The organism is Botryobacter ruber (assembly GCF_003347595.2).
GTDB classification, from domain to species: Bacteria; Bacteroidota; Bacteroidia; order Cytophagales; family Hymenobacteraceae; genus Pontibacter; species Pontibacter ruber_A.
Window position 1 is genome coordinate 263,399 of sequence record NZ_QCZK02000024.1, and the last position, 17,281, is coordinate 280,679.

Sequence of the window (17,281 nt, forward strand, 5' to 3'; positions counted from 1 at the left end):
CTCCAAAAGTATAGTATATGAAAGCAGTTATACCCGTAGCCGGAGTCGGTTCCAAGCTTCGTCCGCACACACACACGCAGCCAAAGTCGCTGGTGCCGGTGGCAGACAATACTATACTGGGGCATATTATCGAGAAGCTGAAGAGTGCCGGTATCCGCGATTTTGTTTTTATTATCGGGTACATGGGCGAGAAAGTGGAACGCTACGTGCGCCAGAAATACCCGGACATTCAGGCTGAATTTGTAGTGCAGGAACCGCGCGAGGGGCTTGGGCATGCGCTCTGGATTGCCCGCGACACCTTCCGCTCAGAAGACAACATCCTGATCATGCTCGGCGACACCATCGTGGATGTGGACCTGGAAGCTATTCTGCAAGCGCCTTACTCGGTGCTGGGCGTTAAAAAGGTAAATAAACCTTCGCTGTTCGGCGTAACCGAAATAGGCTCCGACGATTTTATTGTGAAGCTGGTGGAAAAGCCCATGATCCCGAAATCCAACTTTGCGCTGGTGGGCCTTTACAAAATCATGCACCCGCAAAAGCTGGCGGAGTCGCTGGAGTATATCATCCAGGAAGATATCCGGACCCAGAACGAGTACCACCTGACCGACGCGCTGATGCACATGATCCGGAACGGCGAAAAAATGGTAACCTGGAGCGTCGACAACTGGTTTGACTGTGGCCGGAAAGAGTCGCTGCTCGAAGCAAACGCCACCCTGCTTGGCCGCCCTCAGTTCCGCACCCGGAAAGACTACAGCCAGTTCCCGAACACCATCATCATACCGCCGGTAAGCATCGGCGAAAACTGCACCATCTCCAGCTCTATCATCGGCCCCAATGTAGCCATCGGCGATAACACGATTATCACCTCCTCTGTTCTCAGCAACTCCATTATCGGCACATACAGCGAACTGCTGAACGCCGTGATGCGCAACTCCATCATCGGCAGCGATTCTTCCTTTAAAGGTCTCAGCCACAGCCTCAACATCGGCGACAGCACCGAGATTAACTTCGGACAGTAGTTTAGTTATTTGTTACTGGTTATTAGTTATTGGGGAGGGCATTGAAGTTAGAAAGTTTAGAAGGGAGAGAGGTAGAAAAATTAAGGGTACGGCTGTAGAGACGCGATGCTCGTGTCTCCTGCACGGGCCACAAACAAACCCAATCTTGTTATTCCTTAAATCATCTTAATCCTGTTCAGACAAACAATCCTGAAAATTCTCAAATTCTGTGAATCCTGATTCGGACAATCAAAGGAGCAGAGGCTGTGGTGGCAGGGGCAGCAGAAAAATTTAAGGAAAATACGTATCTTGTTTCTGTTTCTGAACAAATTTCAGACGTAGCTTAATGAAACGCACAACTATTTTGCTGCTTGCCGGAGGCCTGGCTGCTTTTTCGGCTTGCAAATCATCTAACCCAGACACTACTGCCAACGGCATGAACCAGGAAACAACAGCACTCGAAACACAAACAGCAATATCCGAAGCCCTTATCTACCCCAGCACCAGAAAGCTAAACCACACCGACGACTATTTCGGCACCAGCGTCGCCGACCCCTACCGCTGGCAGGAAACCCACGATGCCGAACTGGACCAGTGGATTGCGGCGCAGAACGAGGTAACACAGGCGTACCTTGCCGATATTCCGTTCCGGGACAAGATAAAAGAACGCTTAACCCAGATCTGGAATTACCCGAAGTATGGCGCGCCGTTTAAAAAAGGAGGCAAATACTACTTCTATAAAAACAACGGGCTACAGAACCAGAACGTGCTGTACGTACAGAACACCCTCGACAGCGAACCAACCGTATTTCTCGACCCCAACAAGTTTTCTGCAGATGGCACCACAGCCTTAACAGCACTTGCTTTCTCGAAAAATGCCAAATATGTAGCCTATGGCACCGCCAGCGGCGGCTCCGACTGGAACACTTACCACGTAATGGAAACCGCTACCGGCAAGAAGCTGGACGACCAGGTGGAGTGGGTAAAGTTCTCGAGCCCGAGCTGGTACAAAGACGGCTTCTTCTACAGCCGCTACGACGCGCCAACAGCGGGCAACAAACTGGCCAATAAAAACGAGTACCACAAAATCTATTACCACCAGGTAGGAACGCCGCAGCACCAGGACAAACTGGTGCACGAAGACAAGCAGCATGCGCTCCGCAACTTCTACGCCGGCACTACCGAAGATGAGCACTTCCTCTACATCAGCGCTTCGGAGGGAGCCAGCGGCGCCAACGCCCTCTACTACCGCGACCTCTCTGATCCGAAATCGACCATCAAACCCATTGTAGATAATTTTGAGTCGGAGTACAATGTCGTGGATAATATCGGCGATAAGCTGCTGGTTCACACGAACAAAAATGCGCCGCGCTACCGCCTGGTGCTCATCGACCCCAAAAAACCGCAGGAGGCAAACTGGCAGGTAATTGTGCCGGAGTCGCAGAACGTGATGACCAACGTATCGTTTGTTGGCGACCGCCTGATCGCGTCTTACATGAAAGATGCCGCCAGTGAGGTAGTAGTTTTCGATACCAATGGCAAGCGCCTCAACAGTGTGGAACTTCCTACCATAGGCACGGTGAGCGGTTTCAGTGGTGAGCGCCAGGACAAGGAAACGTTCTTCACCTTTACCTCCTTTACCTACCCCACCACCACTTACCGCTACGATATATCCAACAACAAGGTAACGCTGCTGCGCAAGTCGGAGGTAGACATTAACACGGATGCTTACGAAACAAAGCAGGTGTTTTACACCTCGAAGGACGGCACCAAGGTTCCGATGTTTATCGTGCACAAAAAAGGCCTGAAGCTCGATGGCAGCAACCCCACCTACCTCTATGCCTACGGCGGCTTTAACGTATCGCTTACCCCCAGCTTCAGTATCACGAATATGCTGTGGCTGGAGAATGGCGGCGTGTATGCCATGCCGAACCTGCGCGGCGGCGGCGAGTACGGCGAAGCCTGGCACAAAGCCGGCATGACGCCCAACAAGCAAAACGTGTTCGACGACTTTATCGCTGCTGCCGAATACCTGCTTAAGGAAGGCTACACCTCGCGCGAGCGCCTGGCCGTTGCCGGTGGTTCTAACGGGGGCCTGCTGGTGGGCGCTTTCATGACGCAGCGTCCTGAACTGGCAAAGGTAGCCCTGCCCGCCGTGGGCGTGATGGACATGCTGCGTTTCCATAAATTTACCATTGGCTGGGCATGGGTGCCGGAGTATGGTTCGTCAGACAACGAGGCACAGTTCCGGAACCTGTACGCTTTCTCGCCGCTGCACAACCTTAAAAAAGGGGTGAAGTATCCGGCCACGCTGGTTAAAACAGCTGACCACGACGACCGGGTGGTACCGGCACACTCGTTCAAATTTATTTCTGAACTGCAGGATAAAGGCGCTCCCGGCAATCCTTACCTCATCCGGGTGGATGTAAAAGCAGGTCACGGAGCCGGCAAACCTACCTCGCTGCTCATCCAGGAGTGGGCCGACACGTGGGCGTTTGTGTACCAGAACATGGGCGTAAACCCGTATGCAGCCCAGTAGCAGCAGTTAAACGCAAGCCTGAAGCCCCGCCTGTGCAATAAAGGGGGTTTCAGGTGCGTACATAAATTGAGCTGCCTGCTTATCCATGGCGTATCGCTTTTCGTATGCATAAAAAGCGGCTTCGTGTGCTGCAGGTTTTACGACAACAGAAGTTCATCATCTCAAAATCATCACGTACATGATTCGTTTTTACCCTGTGCTCTTACACTTCGGCAGGCAACCACTTCTTATTCTGTGTTTCTTACTCATTGCCTTTGGCGCCCTTGCCTCCGACCAACTCCACATGATACCGCTTTCGCTGGAGGAGCGCATAAAAGCAGCTGATGTAATTGTGGAAGGGGAAGTAATAGCACAGCGCTCTTTCTGGGACGAAGGTCATCGTAACATCTACACCTCCAACACCATTCGGGTGTACAAGCTTTTTAAAGGAGAAGCGCAGCCACAGGAACTGGAACTGATTACAGAAGGCGGCACCGTTGACCTGGAGAAGCATGTTTTTTCGGCAGCACTGCAGCTGCACAGCGGCCAGCAGGGGGTTTTCTTCCTGGTGAAAGAGCAGGCCTTACGTACCACACCGGCAAGCAGCAGCTTTACCGGCAGAGCCTACGGCAGCAAACAAGGCTTTATCCGTTACGATTTGCAGCAGCACATCGCCGCAGACGTTTTTACCACCTACCCTGCCGTGCAGGAAATCTACCAGGCGATTATAGCCAGAACAGGCAAAAGCTTCCGGGTTGTGGCCAATAACCTGCCGCTGCAGGAAAGCCTTTCGCCCGAACCCAGGATACAAGGCAATGTGCTGGCTCCAGCCATCAGCAGTTTCAGCCCCACCACCGCCAGTGCCGGCACCAAAACGCTTCTGACAATCAACGGCTCCGGCTTTGGCAACACCCGGGGCAACGGGGCAGTCAAGTTCCGGAACGGGGATGACGGCGGCCAGACCCTGGTAGAGCCCTATGCCAGCGATTACAAACTCTGGACCGATACCCGGATACAGGTGCAGATTCCTTCTGTCACGGTACAGGGCGGGCCTGCCGGCTCGGGGCGCATCCAGGTGGTTACCGCCGACGGGAGCGCCGTAAACAGCAGCGGCAGCATTATCATCCAGTATGTTTACAGTAACGTGCTGGAAGAAAACGGCACCACACCGGCACCACCTATCCTGGTTAACAAAAACGGTGCGGGTGGCTACAGCATCCGCTTTGCCCCGAGTATGCAGTCGCGCCAGCAGGCGCAGGAGGGCTTCCGGCGGGCCATGAACAGCTGGGTCTGCAACACCGAGATTAACTGGCGGATTGGCTCCCCTACTACCATCGAGAAATCGGAGAAAGACGGCGTAAGTGTGGTGGTTTTCACACAAATTGCAACCAATACCCTGGCCCAGACCATCAGCCGCTACTCCGGTTGCCGCAACACCAGCACCAACGAGATAGCCTGGTGGGTAGATGAGTTTGACATGGAAATAAACCAGAACATTAACTGGCAATATGGCCCTGCTCCCCCCACCGGAAACCAGTTCGACTTCGAAACTGTAGTTTTACACGAACTGGGCCATGCGCACCAGTTAGGCCATGTGATCCAGCCAAACGAATCGGTCATGCATTATGCCGTTGCCGTCAGAACCTCATTCCGGAAACTTGTTGCTACTGATATTACCGGCGGAAACCAGGTGATGGAAAACAGCTTTGACCCTGTACGGCTGGCCCTGGCTGCTCTTTGCAATATCAAGCCAACCAGCCGCAACACAGAGGGCGACTGCAATTTATCAAAGGAGATCACATTGGCTGACGCCGATTTTAACAGCGAAGGAGATGTGGACGTTACCTGGACCACCAGCACGGAACAGAACGTGAGCAGTTATATAGTAGAGCGCAGCCCCAACGGCACCGACTGGACAGACATTGCCACTGTCGCACCTAAAGGTCCGGGCAGCTATGTTTTTACCGACACCGCCCCCTTGGACGGCACCAGCTATTACCGCATCCGCGTAACCTACAGCAATACAACCGTCCCGCTCTTCTCGTCAAGGGTAACTGTAATCAGTCCGGAGGTGGTAAATACGTTTATCGTGTATCCCAATCCTTCCCATCCAAACACCGAAGAGGTGCAACTGCAGTACCTGATACAGCAGGAAACCGACGTCACACTTCAGCTCTATGATTATACCGGTAAACTGGTAAAGGAACTGGAGCATACTTTTATTGATAATATTCCTTTTACATTACAGGTGCACGGCCTGGCAGCAGGTATGTACATCCTGGTATACAGCCACGGCAGCACAAGAGGAGAAGTAAAACTGGTGAAACTGTAAGGAAATGCTGCTGAACCTGCCCCCGTAGTTTCTCCTTCAGGAGCAGTGGCTATGGTGGCAGGGGCAGCAAAACATTTTAGCAGGTAATCAGGAAGAAAACAGCTTGCTTTTGCTGGTGAACCCGGTGATTGGAGCAGCGGCTGTGGTGGCTGGCGCAGCAGCCTGCAAAAAGATAACCACCTATAACGCTGTATTATCTACAGCCGATACAGGTGGTTTACCTCGTGTTGGGGTTTACTAGTAAGTTTTGATAGCTTGGAAAGGGCGCGTTCTAATGCTACAAAGATGCGCTATCCTGCCTCAGCACAAAAGGAATATTTACCCCAAAAAGTAACATCCGTTTCACAACTGTTTTGTTTTAAAAAAAGCAACAGAACAGCTGAAACAAACAAAAAAGCAAACATACTGGCAAGCAAAAACCTCAAAAAGTAACATCATCAAAACCACTTTTATGCCGGAAAGATGACCGGTTTTTTGCCGCCCTGCTCCTTTTCCTGCTTTGCCTTAGCTGTACACGAACAATAGTTGCTCATTTTCTGGTTTAAACAGGAGTTTACTTTATACTTTTGTATATTCAGTAACCTTTCACATACCTATGCAGCAGCGCACTACCTGGGAGCGATTGTTATCGAAAAAACGTTTTGAGTCAGATTCCAAAAAGTACGGAACCGACGAATCGGTACGGGGCGAGTTTCAGCGCGATTATGACCGCATTGTGTTCTCCTCGGCTTTCCGGAGGCTGCAGAACAAGACACAGGTCATGCCGCTGCCCGAAAGCGATTTTGTGCACACCCGCCTCACCCACAGCCTCGAAGCATCGGTAGTTGGTCGTTCGCTGGGGCGCATTGTGGGCAAAAGCATACTGGAGCGCCACCCGCAGCTCATGGTAGATAAAAACATCCAGGAGGCTGACTTCGGCGATGTTGTAGCTGCAGCCTGCCTGGCACACGATATTGGCAACCCACCGTTCGGTCATTCCGGCGAAGATGCCATCTCGGCTTATTTCCAGAGCGAGGCGGCACAGCCCTTCCTGCAGCGCCTCACCGAAGCCGAAAAAGCCGATTTGCAGAATTACGAAGGCAACGCCGCCGGTTTCCGGGTGCTTACCTACACCTACCCCAGCCACTGTAACCTGCCAGGCGGCCTCAGCCTGACCTACACCACGCTGGCCACGTTTACCAAATACCCGAAAGAATCGCTGCCCGTGATCCGGGGCTCCCGAAATACCAGCGAAAAAAAATATGGCTTCTTCCAGACCGAGCGCCTCTGGTTTAACACCATTGCCAACGAACTGGGGCTCCTGAAGAAGGGGCAGGACGCGGAAGTGTTTTACCACCGCCACCCCTTTGCTTTCCTGGTAGAGGCAGCCGACGACATCTGCTACCGCATCATCGATTTTGAAGACGGGCTGAAACTGGGGCTGGTGCCGCCGGAAAAAGGCATGGCCCTGCTGCGCCAGATCCTCAACGATGCCCCGGACCGTGTCTCCAGCCTCACCTTTTACGACTGGAAAGAAGAAATAGGCTACCTGCGCGCCCGCATCATCAACAAGCTGATAAACGAAACCGCAGATATTTTCCTGAAACACGAAACCGAAATACTGGCCGGCACTTACGATATGCCACTCATCAACGAACTGGCCTGCAAACCAACGCTCGACGAGATTGGCAAACTTTCCGTCAGCCTGATTTACCGGAACCAGCCGGTGCTGGAGATAGAGGCTGCCGGTTTCGAAGTGCTGGCCGGCCTGCTGGATGCCTGCATGAAAGCTGTTTTCAGAACCGACTCCAAACACCACCGCAAACTGGCCGCCCTCATTCCGCCCCAGTACATCGCCCTGCCAGACACCGCCTCCGACTACGAGCGCATCATCCACATCACCGACTTCGTAGCCAGCCTCACCGACCAGGCCGCCCTCAGCCTGTATAGGAAGATAAAGGGGATTGAGTTGCCGAGAATGTATTGAGATAAGCCAGGGCAACAGATTACTACTCACGGCTGATCGTACAATCCAACTGTTCTGCTTCTAAAGTTTTGTTTTAATAGACAAAATCCCCGCGTTCGTATAAATCTGCCGGAGCAACTCTGTTTTCCGGGCTGCCAGAGTGGGCAGTCTGCATAAAATACGTTAATTTTAAGAACATCCGAACAACAGGAAGCCTTTCCTGCTGTTCCTGAACCATTAACTGTCTTTGCATGAAACGCACATTTTTCAGTTGCCTTTTGTGGTGCGCCGCCAGCCTGGCTGTACTGGCCCAGAGCAAGAGCAACAAGATTGAATTTACAGAATACACGCTCGACAACGGGCTGCACGTGATCCTGCACCAGGACAAATCTACCCCGAACGTAGCCGTTTCGGTGCTGTACCATGTCGGTTCCAAAAACGAGGAACCCGGACGCACCGGCTTCGCCCACTTTTTTGAGCACCTGATGTTTGAAGGGTCCGAAAACATTGACCGTGGCGAATACATGGGCATGGTAACCAAAGCAGGCGGCGCCCTGAATGCCAATACCTCCTTCGACCGTACCTATTATTACGAACTGCTGCCCTCCAACCGGCTGGAGCTTGGTTTGTGGATGGAAGCAGAGCGCATGCGTGCCTCAAAAGTAGACGAGGTAGGCGTTGAAACCCAGCGAAAAGTTGTGAAGGAAGAGAAGCGGCAGCGTATCGATAACCAGCCCTACGGCACTATCCTGGAAAATACCTTTGACCTGGCCTTCGACGTGCACCCCTACAGCTCCACCCCGATCGGCTCTTTCGAGGACCTGAACAATGCCAAAATCGAAGGATTCCGCGACTTCTACAAAACCTTCTATGTGCCCAACAACGCCACCCTCTCTATTGCCGGCGACATTAACATAGACGAGACGAAGAAGATGATAGAGAAGTATTTTGCTTCTATCCCGAAAGGAACAAAACCCATTCCCCGACCAACGGTAACAGAGCCGAAGCAGACGGAAGAGCGCCGTAAAATTGTGTACGACAACATTCAGCTGCCGGCGGTTATCCAGGGGTACCACATACCGGCCCAGGGCACCGAAGATTTTTATGCCCTCTCCATGCTGACAACGCTGCTCTCCGGCGGCGAGAGCGCACGCCTGCCCAAAGCCCTTGTAGATAAGCAACAAAAGGCGGTAGCAGCTGCCTCCATTCCCTTTCCTACAGAAGATCCGGGGCTGTTCCTGACTTATGCCATCGCCAACATGGGGGTAGAAGCTGACGACCTGGAGGCTGCTATGGACGCTGAAATTGAACGCGTAAAAGCAGAACAGCTCAGCGACCGCGAATTCCAGAAGCTGCGCAACCAGGTAGAAAGCGACTTTGTGCAGCAGAATGCCACTGTGGCCGGCGTAGCTGAACAGCTGGCCAACTACCACGTGTATTTTAAAGATGCCAACCTGATCAACACCGAACTGGAGCGCTACATGAAAGTGACCAAAGACGACATCAAGCGCGTAGCCAACCAGTATTTAACCAAAGAGAACCGTGTGGTGCTGCATTACTTACCAAAAGCAGCGCAACCCAAATAAGCATTTCCAGCCATGAAAAGAAAAATATTCAGTACCCTTTACCTGCTGCTGGCCCTCGTTGTCACGGTGACGGCACAAACAAAACAACAACCGCCGGCTCCGGGACCTGCTCCTAAAATTGAGCTGGGCGAACACGAATCGTTTACCCTGAAAAACGGGCTTAAAGTATTTGTGGTGGAAAACCACAAGCTGCCGGTGGTGTCCATGTCGCTGGTGCTCGACCGCGACCCGATCCTGGAAGGCGACAAGGCCGGTTACGTGTCGGCCGCCGGGCAGATGATGCGCACCGGCACCAAAACCCGCACCAAAGACCAGTTTGATGAGCAGGTCGATTTTATTGGCGCCGACCTCTCGTTTTCTTCCACCGGCTTTAGTGCCTCCTCCCTCAAGAAGCACCTGCCTACGCTGCTCAACCTGACAGCCGACGCCCTGCTGCACCCGGAGTTTAAGCAGGAGGAACTGGACAAGATCAAGAAGCAGATGCAGGCAAGCCTGGCCCAGGAAAAAGAAGACCCGGACGCCATTGCCCGTAAAATGCGCCAGATTATGCTGTTCGGCAAAGACCATCCGTATGGCGAGCAGCTGACAGAGGAGAGCATCGAAAGCATTACACTGGCCGATGTGCAGAACTACTACAACAGCTACTTTAAACCAAACATCGGTTACCTGGCTGTGGTGGGCGACATTACGAAGAAAGAAGCCAAAAAGCAGCTGAAAAAGGCGTTTAAAGACTGGCAGAAAGGCGAGGTAAAGAAGCAGGAATACCCGCTGCCGCAAAAGCCTGCCCAAACCGAGGTTGTTATCGTTGACAGGCCAAGCGCGGTACAAACATCTGTTTCGCTGGTGAACCCGGCCGAGTTGAAGCCTGGCAGTCCCGATGCTATTCCGTCGCAGCTGATGAACAGCATGCTGGGCGGCTCCTCCACTGCCCGCCTTTTCATGAACCTGCGCGAAGCCCACGGCTACACCTATGGCGCCTACTCGTCCTTAACCAGCGATAAGCTGCTGGGGCAGTTTACCGCCTATGCCAATGTGCGCAACGCCGTAACCGACAGTGCCGTGGTCGAATTCCTGAACGAGCTCAACCGCATGCGCACCGACCGCGTAACGGAGCAGGAGCTGAACGATACCAAAGCGTACTTAACCGGCAGTTTCGCCCGTGGCCTGGAGCGTCCTGCTACCATTGCAGCCTATGCCATCAACACCGCCCGCTATAATTTACCGGAAGATTATTACGCCAACTACCTGAAGATGGTAGAAGCAACCACCATAGACGACATCCAGCGCACGGCTCAGCAGTACATCACACCCGACCAGACCTACATCATTGCCGTAGGAAACGCCGGCGAAATTGCCGACAAACTGGAGCGCTTCGACAAGAAAGGCGGTATTGAGTACTATAATGCCATGGGCGAAAAAGTAGAACGTCCTGCGGCGGCAGCTGTTCCTGCCGGGCTTACTGCCGAAACCGTGCTGGCCAACTATGTGAAAGCCCTCGGCGGGAAAGCCAGTATCGAGAAGCTCAAAGACATAACCGTACGAAGCAACGCCAACGTGCAAGGCATGCAACTGGAGCTGGTACAGCAGCAAAAAGCGCCGGATAAATACTACACCGCCGTACTGATGAACAACAGCCCCATCCAGAAGGTAGTGATTAACGGCAGCAAAGGCAAAATGGAAGCCCCCATGCAAGGCATTAGCAAAGACATGACTCCAAAAGAATTAAGCGCCCAACGCCTCGAAGCGGACCTGTTTGGTATCCTGCTGTACGACAAGCTGGGTGTAAAAACAGAGCTGAAGGGTGTTGAAAAGATAGACGGAAAAGATGCTTATGCAGTCGAGATTGAGCAGGAGAATGGCCAGAAGGCAACCCAGTACTACGACAAAGCGTCCGGCCTGCTCGTGAAAACCATCAACAGCCTGGAGTCGCCGCAGGGTATTATTACCCAGACCAAAAACTTCAAAGACTACAAAGAGGTGAGCGGCGTTAAATTCCCGCATGTGGTGGAGACCACCATTGGCCCGCAGGTGATTAAGGCAGAAGTAAAATCTGTTGAAGTAAACAAGGGTATTCCGGAAGAAGTATTTAAATTGTAGTCTTATTTTATTTAGCTGTTTATTTAAAAGGCGCTGCCGTTTCTGGGCAGCGTCTTTTTTTATGCCGCAAAACAGGCCTTTTTCCCCTGTAAAAGTTTACTGCTGCAGCCACTGCTCCTCCTCCGGAAGGCAGCCTCAGAACAGCTCGCCCTGCACCGGCTGCACAAATTTTTTCGGCGGTTTCAGGTTTAATCTGCAGGTTTGGTTGAGTTGGTTGATCAGGTAAGTGGCCAGTTCCGGCGAGGTGATGTTGTCGGGTTCGTGCACAAAAAAGTAGAGCTGCTGCAGTCCCGCTTCAAACCACAGCTTCAGGCGCTCCACCCAGGCATCGATGCGGCTGTAGTCGGTGGGGTGCAGGCCGTTGCCCACAAAGCGCACCATGGCAACAGGCGTGGTCAGGCGCATGTGCAGCACGTCGCGCCTCCCCGACACATCCGTGAGCACCGTAGCCACCCGGTACTTCTCCAGCACCTCGAACAGCTCCAGCGAAGCCACCCTGTCTGTAAACCAATCGAGGTGGCGCAACTCCACCGCCAGCGGCACCGGCTCCGGCACAAACTGTACGAAAGCCTCCAGGTCGGGCAGCTGCGCCGGTCCGAAGGAGGGTGGCAGCTGTATAAAGGAATGCCCCAGCTTCTCTTCAAGGCCCGCTATGGCCTCGCAGAAGGTGCCTGTAAGGCCTTGTGCGCTACGCAAAGCGGAGTCGTGGCTGATGAGCTGCGGAAACTTCGGGCAGAATTTAAAACCGTGCGGCACCGTATACCGCCAGCGCTCAATGGTATCGGGGCCGGGGATGTGGTAGTGGGTGCTGTTAAGTTCGATGGTATTAAACTGTTTGCCGTACCACAGCAGCGAATCTTTCTCACGCATCGAGGCAGGATAAAAGCTTCCTACCCAGGCCTTGTTGATCCAAACGGGTAACCCGATGTACACCTCCGGCACCTGCCCGGTTTTTTTAGCGGCAGCCAGTGTGCGCAAGGTATCGGGGTGGTCCGGCGGGAGGCTAAAATCCACGCGGCTTATGTCTGCCAGCTTTCCAAAATCCATCTTCTGTTTGTTTACAAAGTGTACGCTTTCTGCCCACAGTCTCCTCTACTGAAAAACCACAGCTCCTGTTCTTTATCGCGGGCTCATCAAATATAAAATTCGCTGCTTTTGCCCAAAAAATTAAGAATTTTGGTGAAAGAAGAAAAAAATTTTCAATATTTTTTAATGAATCTTGCCCCGCATCACCATCTGTAAAAAAACAGCCTCAGCAGCTCCAAAATGGACTTTTTTAACAATTTTGACTTATAGCAACTTTGCCCTCGACGCTGTATCCCCCTCTGTTCTGGCAGCCTATCTGCCTTAAAAGGCTTTATTTTTAATTTTTTGCCTTATCTTTGTCGCTTCACCAACCAATATTTGATATGAACATTAATAGAAAATTCTCTCTTTTCCTATTAATCATCCTCTTATCATTCGGGTTTAATTTTACTTCTTTTGCACAAAAAAGTACCCGGTCACAGAAGGGCACAGCCTCCTGGTACGGCAGTAAGTACCACGGGAAAACAACCAGCAGCGGCGAGCCCTATAACAAGCATAGCATGACTGCCGCTCACAGGGTTCTCCCTTTCGGCACCAAGGTTAAGGTAACTAACCTGTCCAACAACAAATCTGTTATTGTACGCATCAACGACAGAGGTCCTTTCAGCGGCAACCGCATCATCGATGTATCGGAAGCAGCCGCCCGCAAGCTTGACTTTATTGACGATGGCCTTGGAAAAGTATCTGTAGAAGTGATAGAACTTCCGGATGCGACAGCCAGCACCGATAACAACACCGCCAGTGCCTACACTATCAAAACCGGGTTCTACACAGAGTATGCCCACGCACAGGAGCTTTCACAAAAACTAAAAGCATTCGATAAAAGCTTAACTGTGGAACTTACCGAGGAAAGCGTTAACGGTAAAAAAATGCACCTGATTAATGCCGGACGTTTCGGTAACCAGCAGGAAGCAGAAGCTTTTAACGAACTGCTCGAGGAAGAAGGCCTGCACGGAATTGTAAGAGGCGTATAATCCTGGCTGCAACTAAAATCTGAAGCAACAGGAAACGCAGCCGTTCTGAGGATAACGGCCGCGTTTCCTGTTGTTTTTTGCTTCTCCCCCACAACAAATTTAAAATACAGCTACAGCGCCTTTCCCACAGCCTGTACTGCCTCATCTCCCTCTTTTAGTTCTCCTCTCCTGCACCACCTTTTGCTCCTGCCATACACCACCACGCCAGGCTACCCGAAAATCTTCTGATGAGAAGAAAAAGCATTTCCTGTTGGAGATAAGAAAACTATTGTTATATTTAGCTGCAGAAACTACCATTTTTCCGGCTTATGCAACAGCTGACAGGATAGCTTGCAGGAAAACCTCACGAAAAAAAATCTGATCATTTGCTCCGCCTTCGCGTATGACTGAACTTTGCATCGGAGGCTGGGCCAATCTGCCGGTCCGCCAGGATAGCAGATGCACTCCCACAGGCTGTAAAAGCTCATAACAGTTGGATACAGAAGCTTTAATTACTTAAAGGAAATAAAGGTGCGAGAAGAAATTGAGATCGTCAGAATTTCTGATGCCCAGCTAAAGATCCTGCGGTCTGTTCTGGGTGAAAGAATTTATTACTTTTATGCTGACAAACTTCAGGTAGAAGGCGTCCCTGGGAATCATCTTTTCTGGGCCAGCGGCTTTGCCCTGGCATTGTCTACCATCAACAACACGTCCGATAAATTCAGAACATACATCAACATTAGTGCAGATTACCGCTCTACGGCAAAGGATACGGGTACCTATTACGAGTTTGACGTAAATGTAAGCAATGCCCCGCTGTGGCAGGAAGGGGCGCTGCAAACCGGCAAGCTTTCGAGCCTGCGCGTTTTCTCTGATCCTATCCTGATGATAGAGATTTACCAGGACAACAGCGAAGATGGCAATACAACCGTAGCACACGATTGTGCGATCCTGTTTTACTCGCAGACCAGTAAAATACTGATGCGGGCACGGCAGGGCCTGATTGGCGGGGTAGATGTGGTGCTGGAAGATGCTTACATCGAAACGTTGGTCAAAAACCGGAAGCTCAGAACCACGCTTGTTTGACCCGGGGTGCCTTTCCGGCTCAGGCATCGGCGGTTTGCCGTAGTTGCTCCGGAACGGCGGGCTGTAGCCCGGGAGCAGGCAAGGCAGTGGTGGCAGCTGCAGTGCACCTCTGCGGCACACCAACATGCCTGCTTTCGCTCATAAAAAGGCGAGGGCGCTGCCCGCGGAGGCGGAGCAGCCCTAAAATGATGCCCATACCGGAAAGCAGCAGCAGCAGCCAGCACACCAGCACCGACACCGTTATGCCCTGCAGCAACACTATAGCGGTAAGCCCTAACAAGCAGGAGCCCAGGATAAGCCGGACGGGCTTAGGGGTCGATTGGTAAAGTTTATCAACTCTGGTAATAACTGACATAGCGGCTTCGGATTATGTTGGGTGATTTTACATTACCTGCTGCGCCTTTTTTTGTTGCGCTTGTTATTGTAAAGTTTACGTCCGGAAATGCAGTTGAGAAAGAGCATGTTGTTTGCCGGAATGAAACAGAGCGGATATTTTTATTCTACCGCCGCTGTTCAAACCCTTTAAACTCCTTCAGTTCGTCCAGTTCCTTTACCTCTACCTTTTGTACACGGGCACGGCTTGGGCCCTGGTGTGCCCATTGCTCCAGTTGCTTCAGGGCTTCGGCGTCGCCCTCGGCTTCGAGGTACACAGTGCCGTCGTCTTCGTTCTGCACAAAGCCTGCCAGGCCCAGCGCTTCAGCTTTTTCCTGGGTGCTGGCCCTGAAGAAAACGCCATGTACTTTTCCGTGCACGCGCATGGCTACACGCTTTTTGTCATTCCCCATAGTTTCTTGCTTACTGCTCTTGTTCATCTGCTTCGCAGGCTTGTTTTACATCTTCCAGCTGCTCCTGGTTTATCCAGCCCATTTTAGCAGCATGCTTGGCGGCTGAGAGCGTTTCTTGTACTAATTCCATTTCCACGTTATGCTTTTTCAGCTGTCCGGCGATCTTTCTTACCTCCTTGTCGCGCTCGTCCGGCGATACATCGCGAATGTAAATACCGAGGATGCGGCCCGGATATTCCTCCACTATTTTCTGGTAGATCTCAGGATCACGCTGGCCGCTGTCGCCGATGCAGATAAACTTAAGGTCGGGATAGGTGTCGAGGATGTGGCGGATTTTTTCGCGCTTGTACTCTTCTTCGCTGGTCTCAAAGTCGCCCCTGTCGAGTTGGGTGCCTTTGTCGCGGAGCAGCAGCGGGCCTTCGGGTATGTCGTGGGAGCGGAAGAAGCTGATGAGCAGGTCGTAGAGGTTCCATTCGCTGCCCGACACAAAAAAGAGCGGGTTTTGCCCTTTGCCGTCGCTGCCTTTGCAAAATGCCCTGAGCAGGCCTGCTATCCCCGGAAACGGGCTGCGCTCGGTGGCATTCTTCATCAGCATCAGCTTCAGGCGGCCCAGGAAATGCGTGATGTTGGATACCAGCACCGTATCGTCGATATCGGAAATGATCCCGAACTCTACATCTTTACCAGGTGCAAACACATAAGCCTCTGCTTCCAGTATATCTTTACCGGTTTTATGCTCGAGCAGCTGCAGCTTTATTTTATTGCCGGTGGTGCTGTAGTCTATTGGTGTATCCGGTCTGAACTCCACATTAAAATAGCCTTCCCCATCCGTCTCTACCTCCTGCTCCTGCCCGGCAAAACTGGCCTTTAGCTTAATGCCCGGTATCTCGTCCGACTCGTAGCGCTTATAGGTATTTTTAAGGTGCGTCAGCACACTGTCCTCATCCCTGGACTGCTTTACCTTTTCGTCTTCCAGCACACGCCCCTTCAGGTACACATATTTTTCGTTGCCGAAGCCATAGTAGGGCATAATGTTAATGGGCTCCAGGATATGCAGCTTGTCCTTTACCTTAAACTTTGCCAGCGACAGCTTGTCCTCCACCGCTATAACGGCATTTAAAAGTTTTTCCTTCAGGTCTTCTGTTACGTTTGCCATAGCCTTTGTCTTCGTAAAAAGAGGTACGGACAAGGCGCCGGAAGAGGTACATAATTAGCGGCAACAGCCGCAGCGGCTAGTCCAGGAAAATGGTGCGCAGGTCGCGGTTGTTGTAGGCAAAGCTATGGCCCTGGCGCATGAGGTACTGCGCGTATTTCTTCACCGATTCAAACTCTCTGGTAAAACCAAACAGCCGCAGCGAACTGCCGCACTTGTAGAGCCTGATGGGCCAGTTGCTCCAGTGCTGGTCTGCCGCCGGGTTTTCGACAAGCTGCTCGTTATACAGGTCCCAGCCCCAGGCCAGCAGCAGGAGTTCTACGCCCCGCAGGTAGTTTTTCACATACACCGGGTCCTTTTTCAGCTCGTTTACCTCATAGTCGTATACCACCCAGGTAAAGCCGTAGCTGCTGGGCTGGTCTACCGGAAACATCCACCAGTCGTAGTGTGTTTCGTGGAAACGCTGCCAGTCCTGGCGCGCCGCCCATTCTTCGAACTGCGCCAGCTGCCAGGCCTGCTTTTCTTTTATTTTCTCAATGCCTGCAAAATCCTGTTCTGTATTTCTTTTCATCATTTTTTGTGCTGTTACTCCCCTGCCGGTAACGGAAAGGAGGATTTACGTTTTAATAGCTGCAGTACGCTTACAACTTTGGTGTGCAGCGGCTGTGGTGGCAGGGGCAGCAAAGCAGAACCGGGCTTTTTTACACCCAAAAAAGACTGCAGCCCCAGCCACCATGGCCGC

General features: G+C 52.0%; 13 protein-coding genes. 8 read left to right on the forward strand and 5 right to left on the reverse strand.

All coding sequences use genetic code 11. The features are described 5' to 3' along the window. Positions 1-17 precede the first annotated feature (17 nt). From DCW36_RS06465 to DCW36_RS06490, 6 genes are all read left to right on the forward strand, one after another. Positions 18-1,019 carry a sugar phosphate nucleotidyltransferase gene (locus DCW36_RS06465; protein ID WP_114777527.1) on the forward strand — a complete coding sequence of 334 codons (1,002 nt, stop codon included), beginning with the start codon at positions 18-20 and terminating at the stop codon, positions 1,017-1,019. Positions 1,020-1,344: 325 nt separating this feature from the next. After that, on the forward strand, positions 1,345-3,537 hold the full coding sequence (locus DCW36_RS06470) for a prolyl oligopeptidase family serine peptidase (protein WP_114777528.1): 2,193 nt from the start codon (positions 1,345-1,347) through the stop codon (positions 3,535-3,537). A 178-nt stretch (positions 3,538-3,715) separates the two neighbouring features. After that, positions 3,716-5,848, forward strand: a complete 2,133-nt coding sequence (locus tag DCW36_RS06475) for a T9SS type A sorting domain-containing protein (RefSeq protein WP_114777529.1) — start codon at positions 3,716-3,718, stop codon at positions 5,846-5,848. A gap of 595 nt (positions 5,849-6,443) precedes the next feature. Then, positions 6,444-7,814, forward strand: a complete 1,371-nt coding sequence (dgt, locus tag DCW36_RS06480; RefSeq protein ID WP_114777530.1) for a dGTP triphosphohydrolase — start codon at positions 6,444-6,446, stop codon at positions 7,812-7,814. 230 nt (positions 7,815-8,044) lie between these two features. Further along, a complete protein-coding gene (locus tag DCW36_RS06485) occupies positions 8,045-9,379 on the forward strand; it encodes a M16 family metallopeptidase (protein ID WP_114777531.1) in 1,335 nt (444 codons plus the stop codon). Positions 9,380-9,391: 12 nt separating this feature from the next. Next, positions 9,392-11,476 carry an insulinase family protein gene (locus DCW36_RS06490; protein ID WP_114777532.1) on the forward strand — a complete coding sequence of 695 codons (2,085 nt, stop codon included), beginning with the start codon at positions 9,392-9,394 and terminating at the stop codon, positions 11,474-11,476. Positions 11,477-11,611: 135 nt separating this feature from the next. Here the strand turns inward: DCW36_RS06490 and DCW36_RS06495 are convergent, their stop codons facing one another. Next, the gene (locus tag DCW36_RS06495) at positions 11,612-12,523 is read right to left on the reverse strand and encodes a DUF72 domain-containing protein (protein ID WP_114777533.1); all 912 of its coding nucleotides are present in this window, start codon (positions 12,521-12,523) and stop codon (positions 11,612-11,614) included. A 362-nt stretch (positions 12,524-12,885) separates the two neighbouring features. Between DCW36_RS06495 and DCW36_RS06500 the strand changes: the two genes are divergently transcribed. Beyond that, a complete protein-coding gene (locus tag DCW36_RS06500; protein ID WP_114777534.1) occupies positions 12,886-13,536 on the forward strand; it encodes a septal ring lytic transglycosylase RlpA family protein in 651 nt (216 codons plus the stop codon). 510 nt (positions 13,537-14,046) lie between these two features. Next, complete coding sequence (locus tag DCW36_RS06505) at positions 14,047-14,601, forward strand: hypothetical protein (protein WP_125185095.1); 555 nt, start codon at positions 14,047-14,049, stop codon at positions 14,599-14,601. Between the two features lie 19 nt (positions 14,602-14,620). Here the strand turns inward: DCW36_RS06505 and DCW36_RS06510 are convergent, their stop codons facing one another. The 4 genes from DCW36_RS06510 to DCW36_RS06525 form a co-directional block, all read right to left on the reverse strand. Then, positions 14,621-14,956 (reverse strand): hypothetical protein, encoded by a 336-nt coding sequence (locus DCW36_RS06510; protein WP_114777536.1) that lies wholly within the window; start codon positions 14,954-14,956, stop codon positions 14,621-14,623. Between the two features lie 145 nt (positions 14,957-15,101). Further along, positions 15,102-15,386 carry an acylphosphatase gene (locus tag DCW36_RS06515; RefSeq protein ID WP_114777537.1) on the reverse strand — a complete coding sequence of 95 codons (285 nt, stop codon included), beginning with the start codon at positions 15,384-15,386 and terminating at the stop codon, positions 15,102-15,104. 10 nt (positions 15,387-15,396) lie between these two features. Further along, positions 15,397-16,542, reverse strand: coding sequence for an App1 family protein (locus DCW36_RS06520; protein ID WP_114777538.1), 1,146 nt, complete (start codon positions 16,540-16,542; stop codon positions 15,397-15,399). Positions 16,543-16,618: 76 nt separating this feature from the next. Continuing rightward, complete coding sequence (locus tag DCW36_RS06525; protein ID WP_205702884.1) at positions 16,619-17,113, reverse strand: hypothetical protein; 495 nt, start codon at positions 17,111-17,113, stop codon at positions 16,619-16,621. Positions 17,114-17,281 lie beyond the last annotated feature (168 nt).

Coding starts and splice junctions, on each gene's coding strand:
- DCW36_RS06465 (WP_114777527.1), top strand. CDS start 18: ATGAAAGCAGTTATACCCGTAGCCGGAGTCGGTTCCAAGCTTCGTCCG.
- DCW36_RS06470 (WP_114777528.1), top strand. CDS start 1,345: ATGAAACGCACAACTATTTTGCTGCTTGCCGGAGGCCTGGCTGCTTTT.
- DCW36_RS06475 (WP_114777529.1), top strand. CDS start 3,716: ATGATTCGTTTTTACCCTGTGCTCTTACACTTCGGCAGGCAACCACTT.
- dgt (WP_114777530.1), top strand. CDS start 6,444: ATGCAGCAGCGCACTACCTGGGAGCGATTGTTATCGAAAAAACGTTTT.
- DCW36_RS06485 (WP_114777531.1), top strand. CDS start 8,045: ATGAAACGCACATTTTTCAGTTGCCTTTTGTGGTGCGCCGCCAGCCTG.
- DCW36_RS06490 (WP_114777532.1), top strand. CDS start 9,392: ATGAAAAGAAAAATATTCAGTACCCTTTACCTGCTGCTGGCCCTCGTT.
- DCW36_RS06495 (WP_114777533.1), bottom strand. CDS start 12,523: ATGGATTTTGGAAAGCTGGCAGACATAAGCCGCGTGGATTTTAGCCTC.
- DCW36_RS06500 (WP_114777534.1), top strand. CDS start 12,886: ATGAACATTAATAGAAAATTCTCTCTTTTCCTATTAATCATCCTCTTA.
- DCW36_RS06510 (WP_114777536.1), bottom strand. CDS start 14,956: ATGTCAGTTATTACCAGAGTTGATAAACTTTACCAATCGACCCCTAAG.
- DCW36_RS06515 (WP_114777537.1), bottom strand. CDS start 15,386: ATGGGGAATGACAAAAAGCGTGTAGCCATGCGCGTGCACGGAAAAGTA.
- DCW36_RS06520 (WP_114777538.1), bottom strand. CDS start 16,542: ATGGCAAACGTAACAGAAGACCTGAAGGAAAAACTTTTAAATGCCGTT.
- DCW36_RS06525 (WP_205702884.1), bottom strand. CDS start 17,113: ATGATGAAAAGAAATACAGAACAGGATTTTGCAGGCATTGAGAAAATA.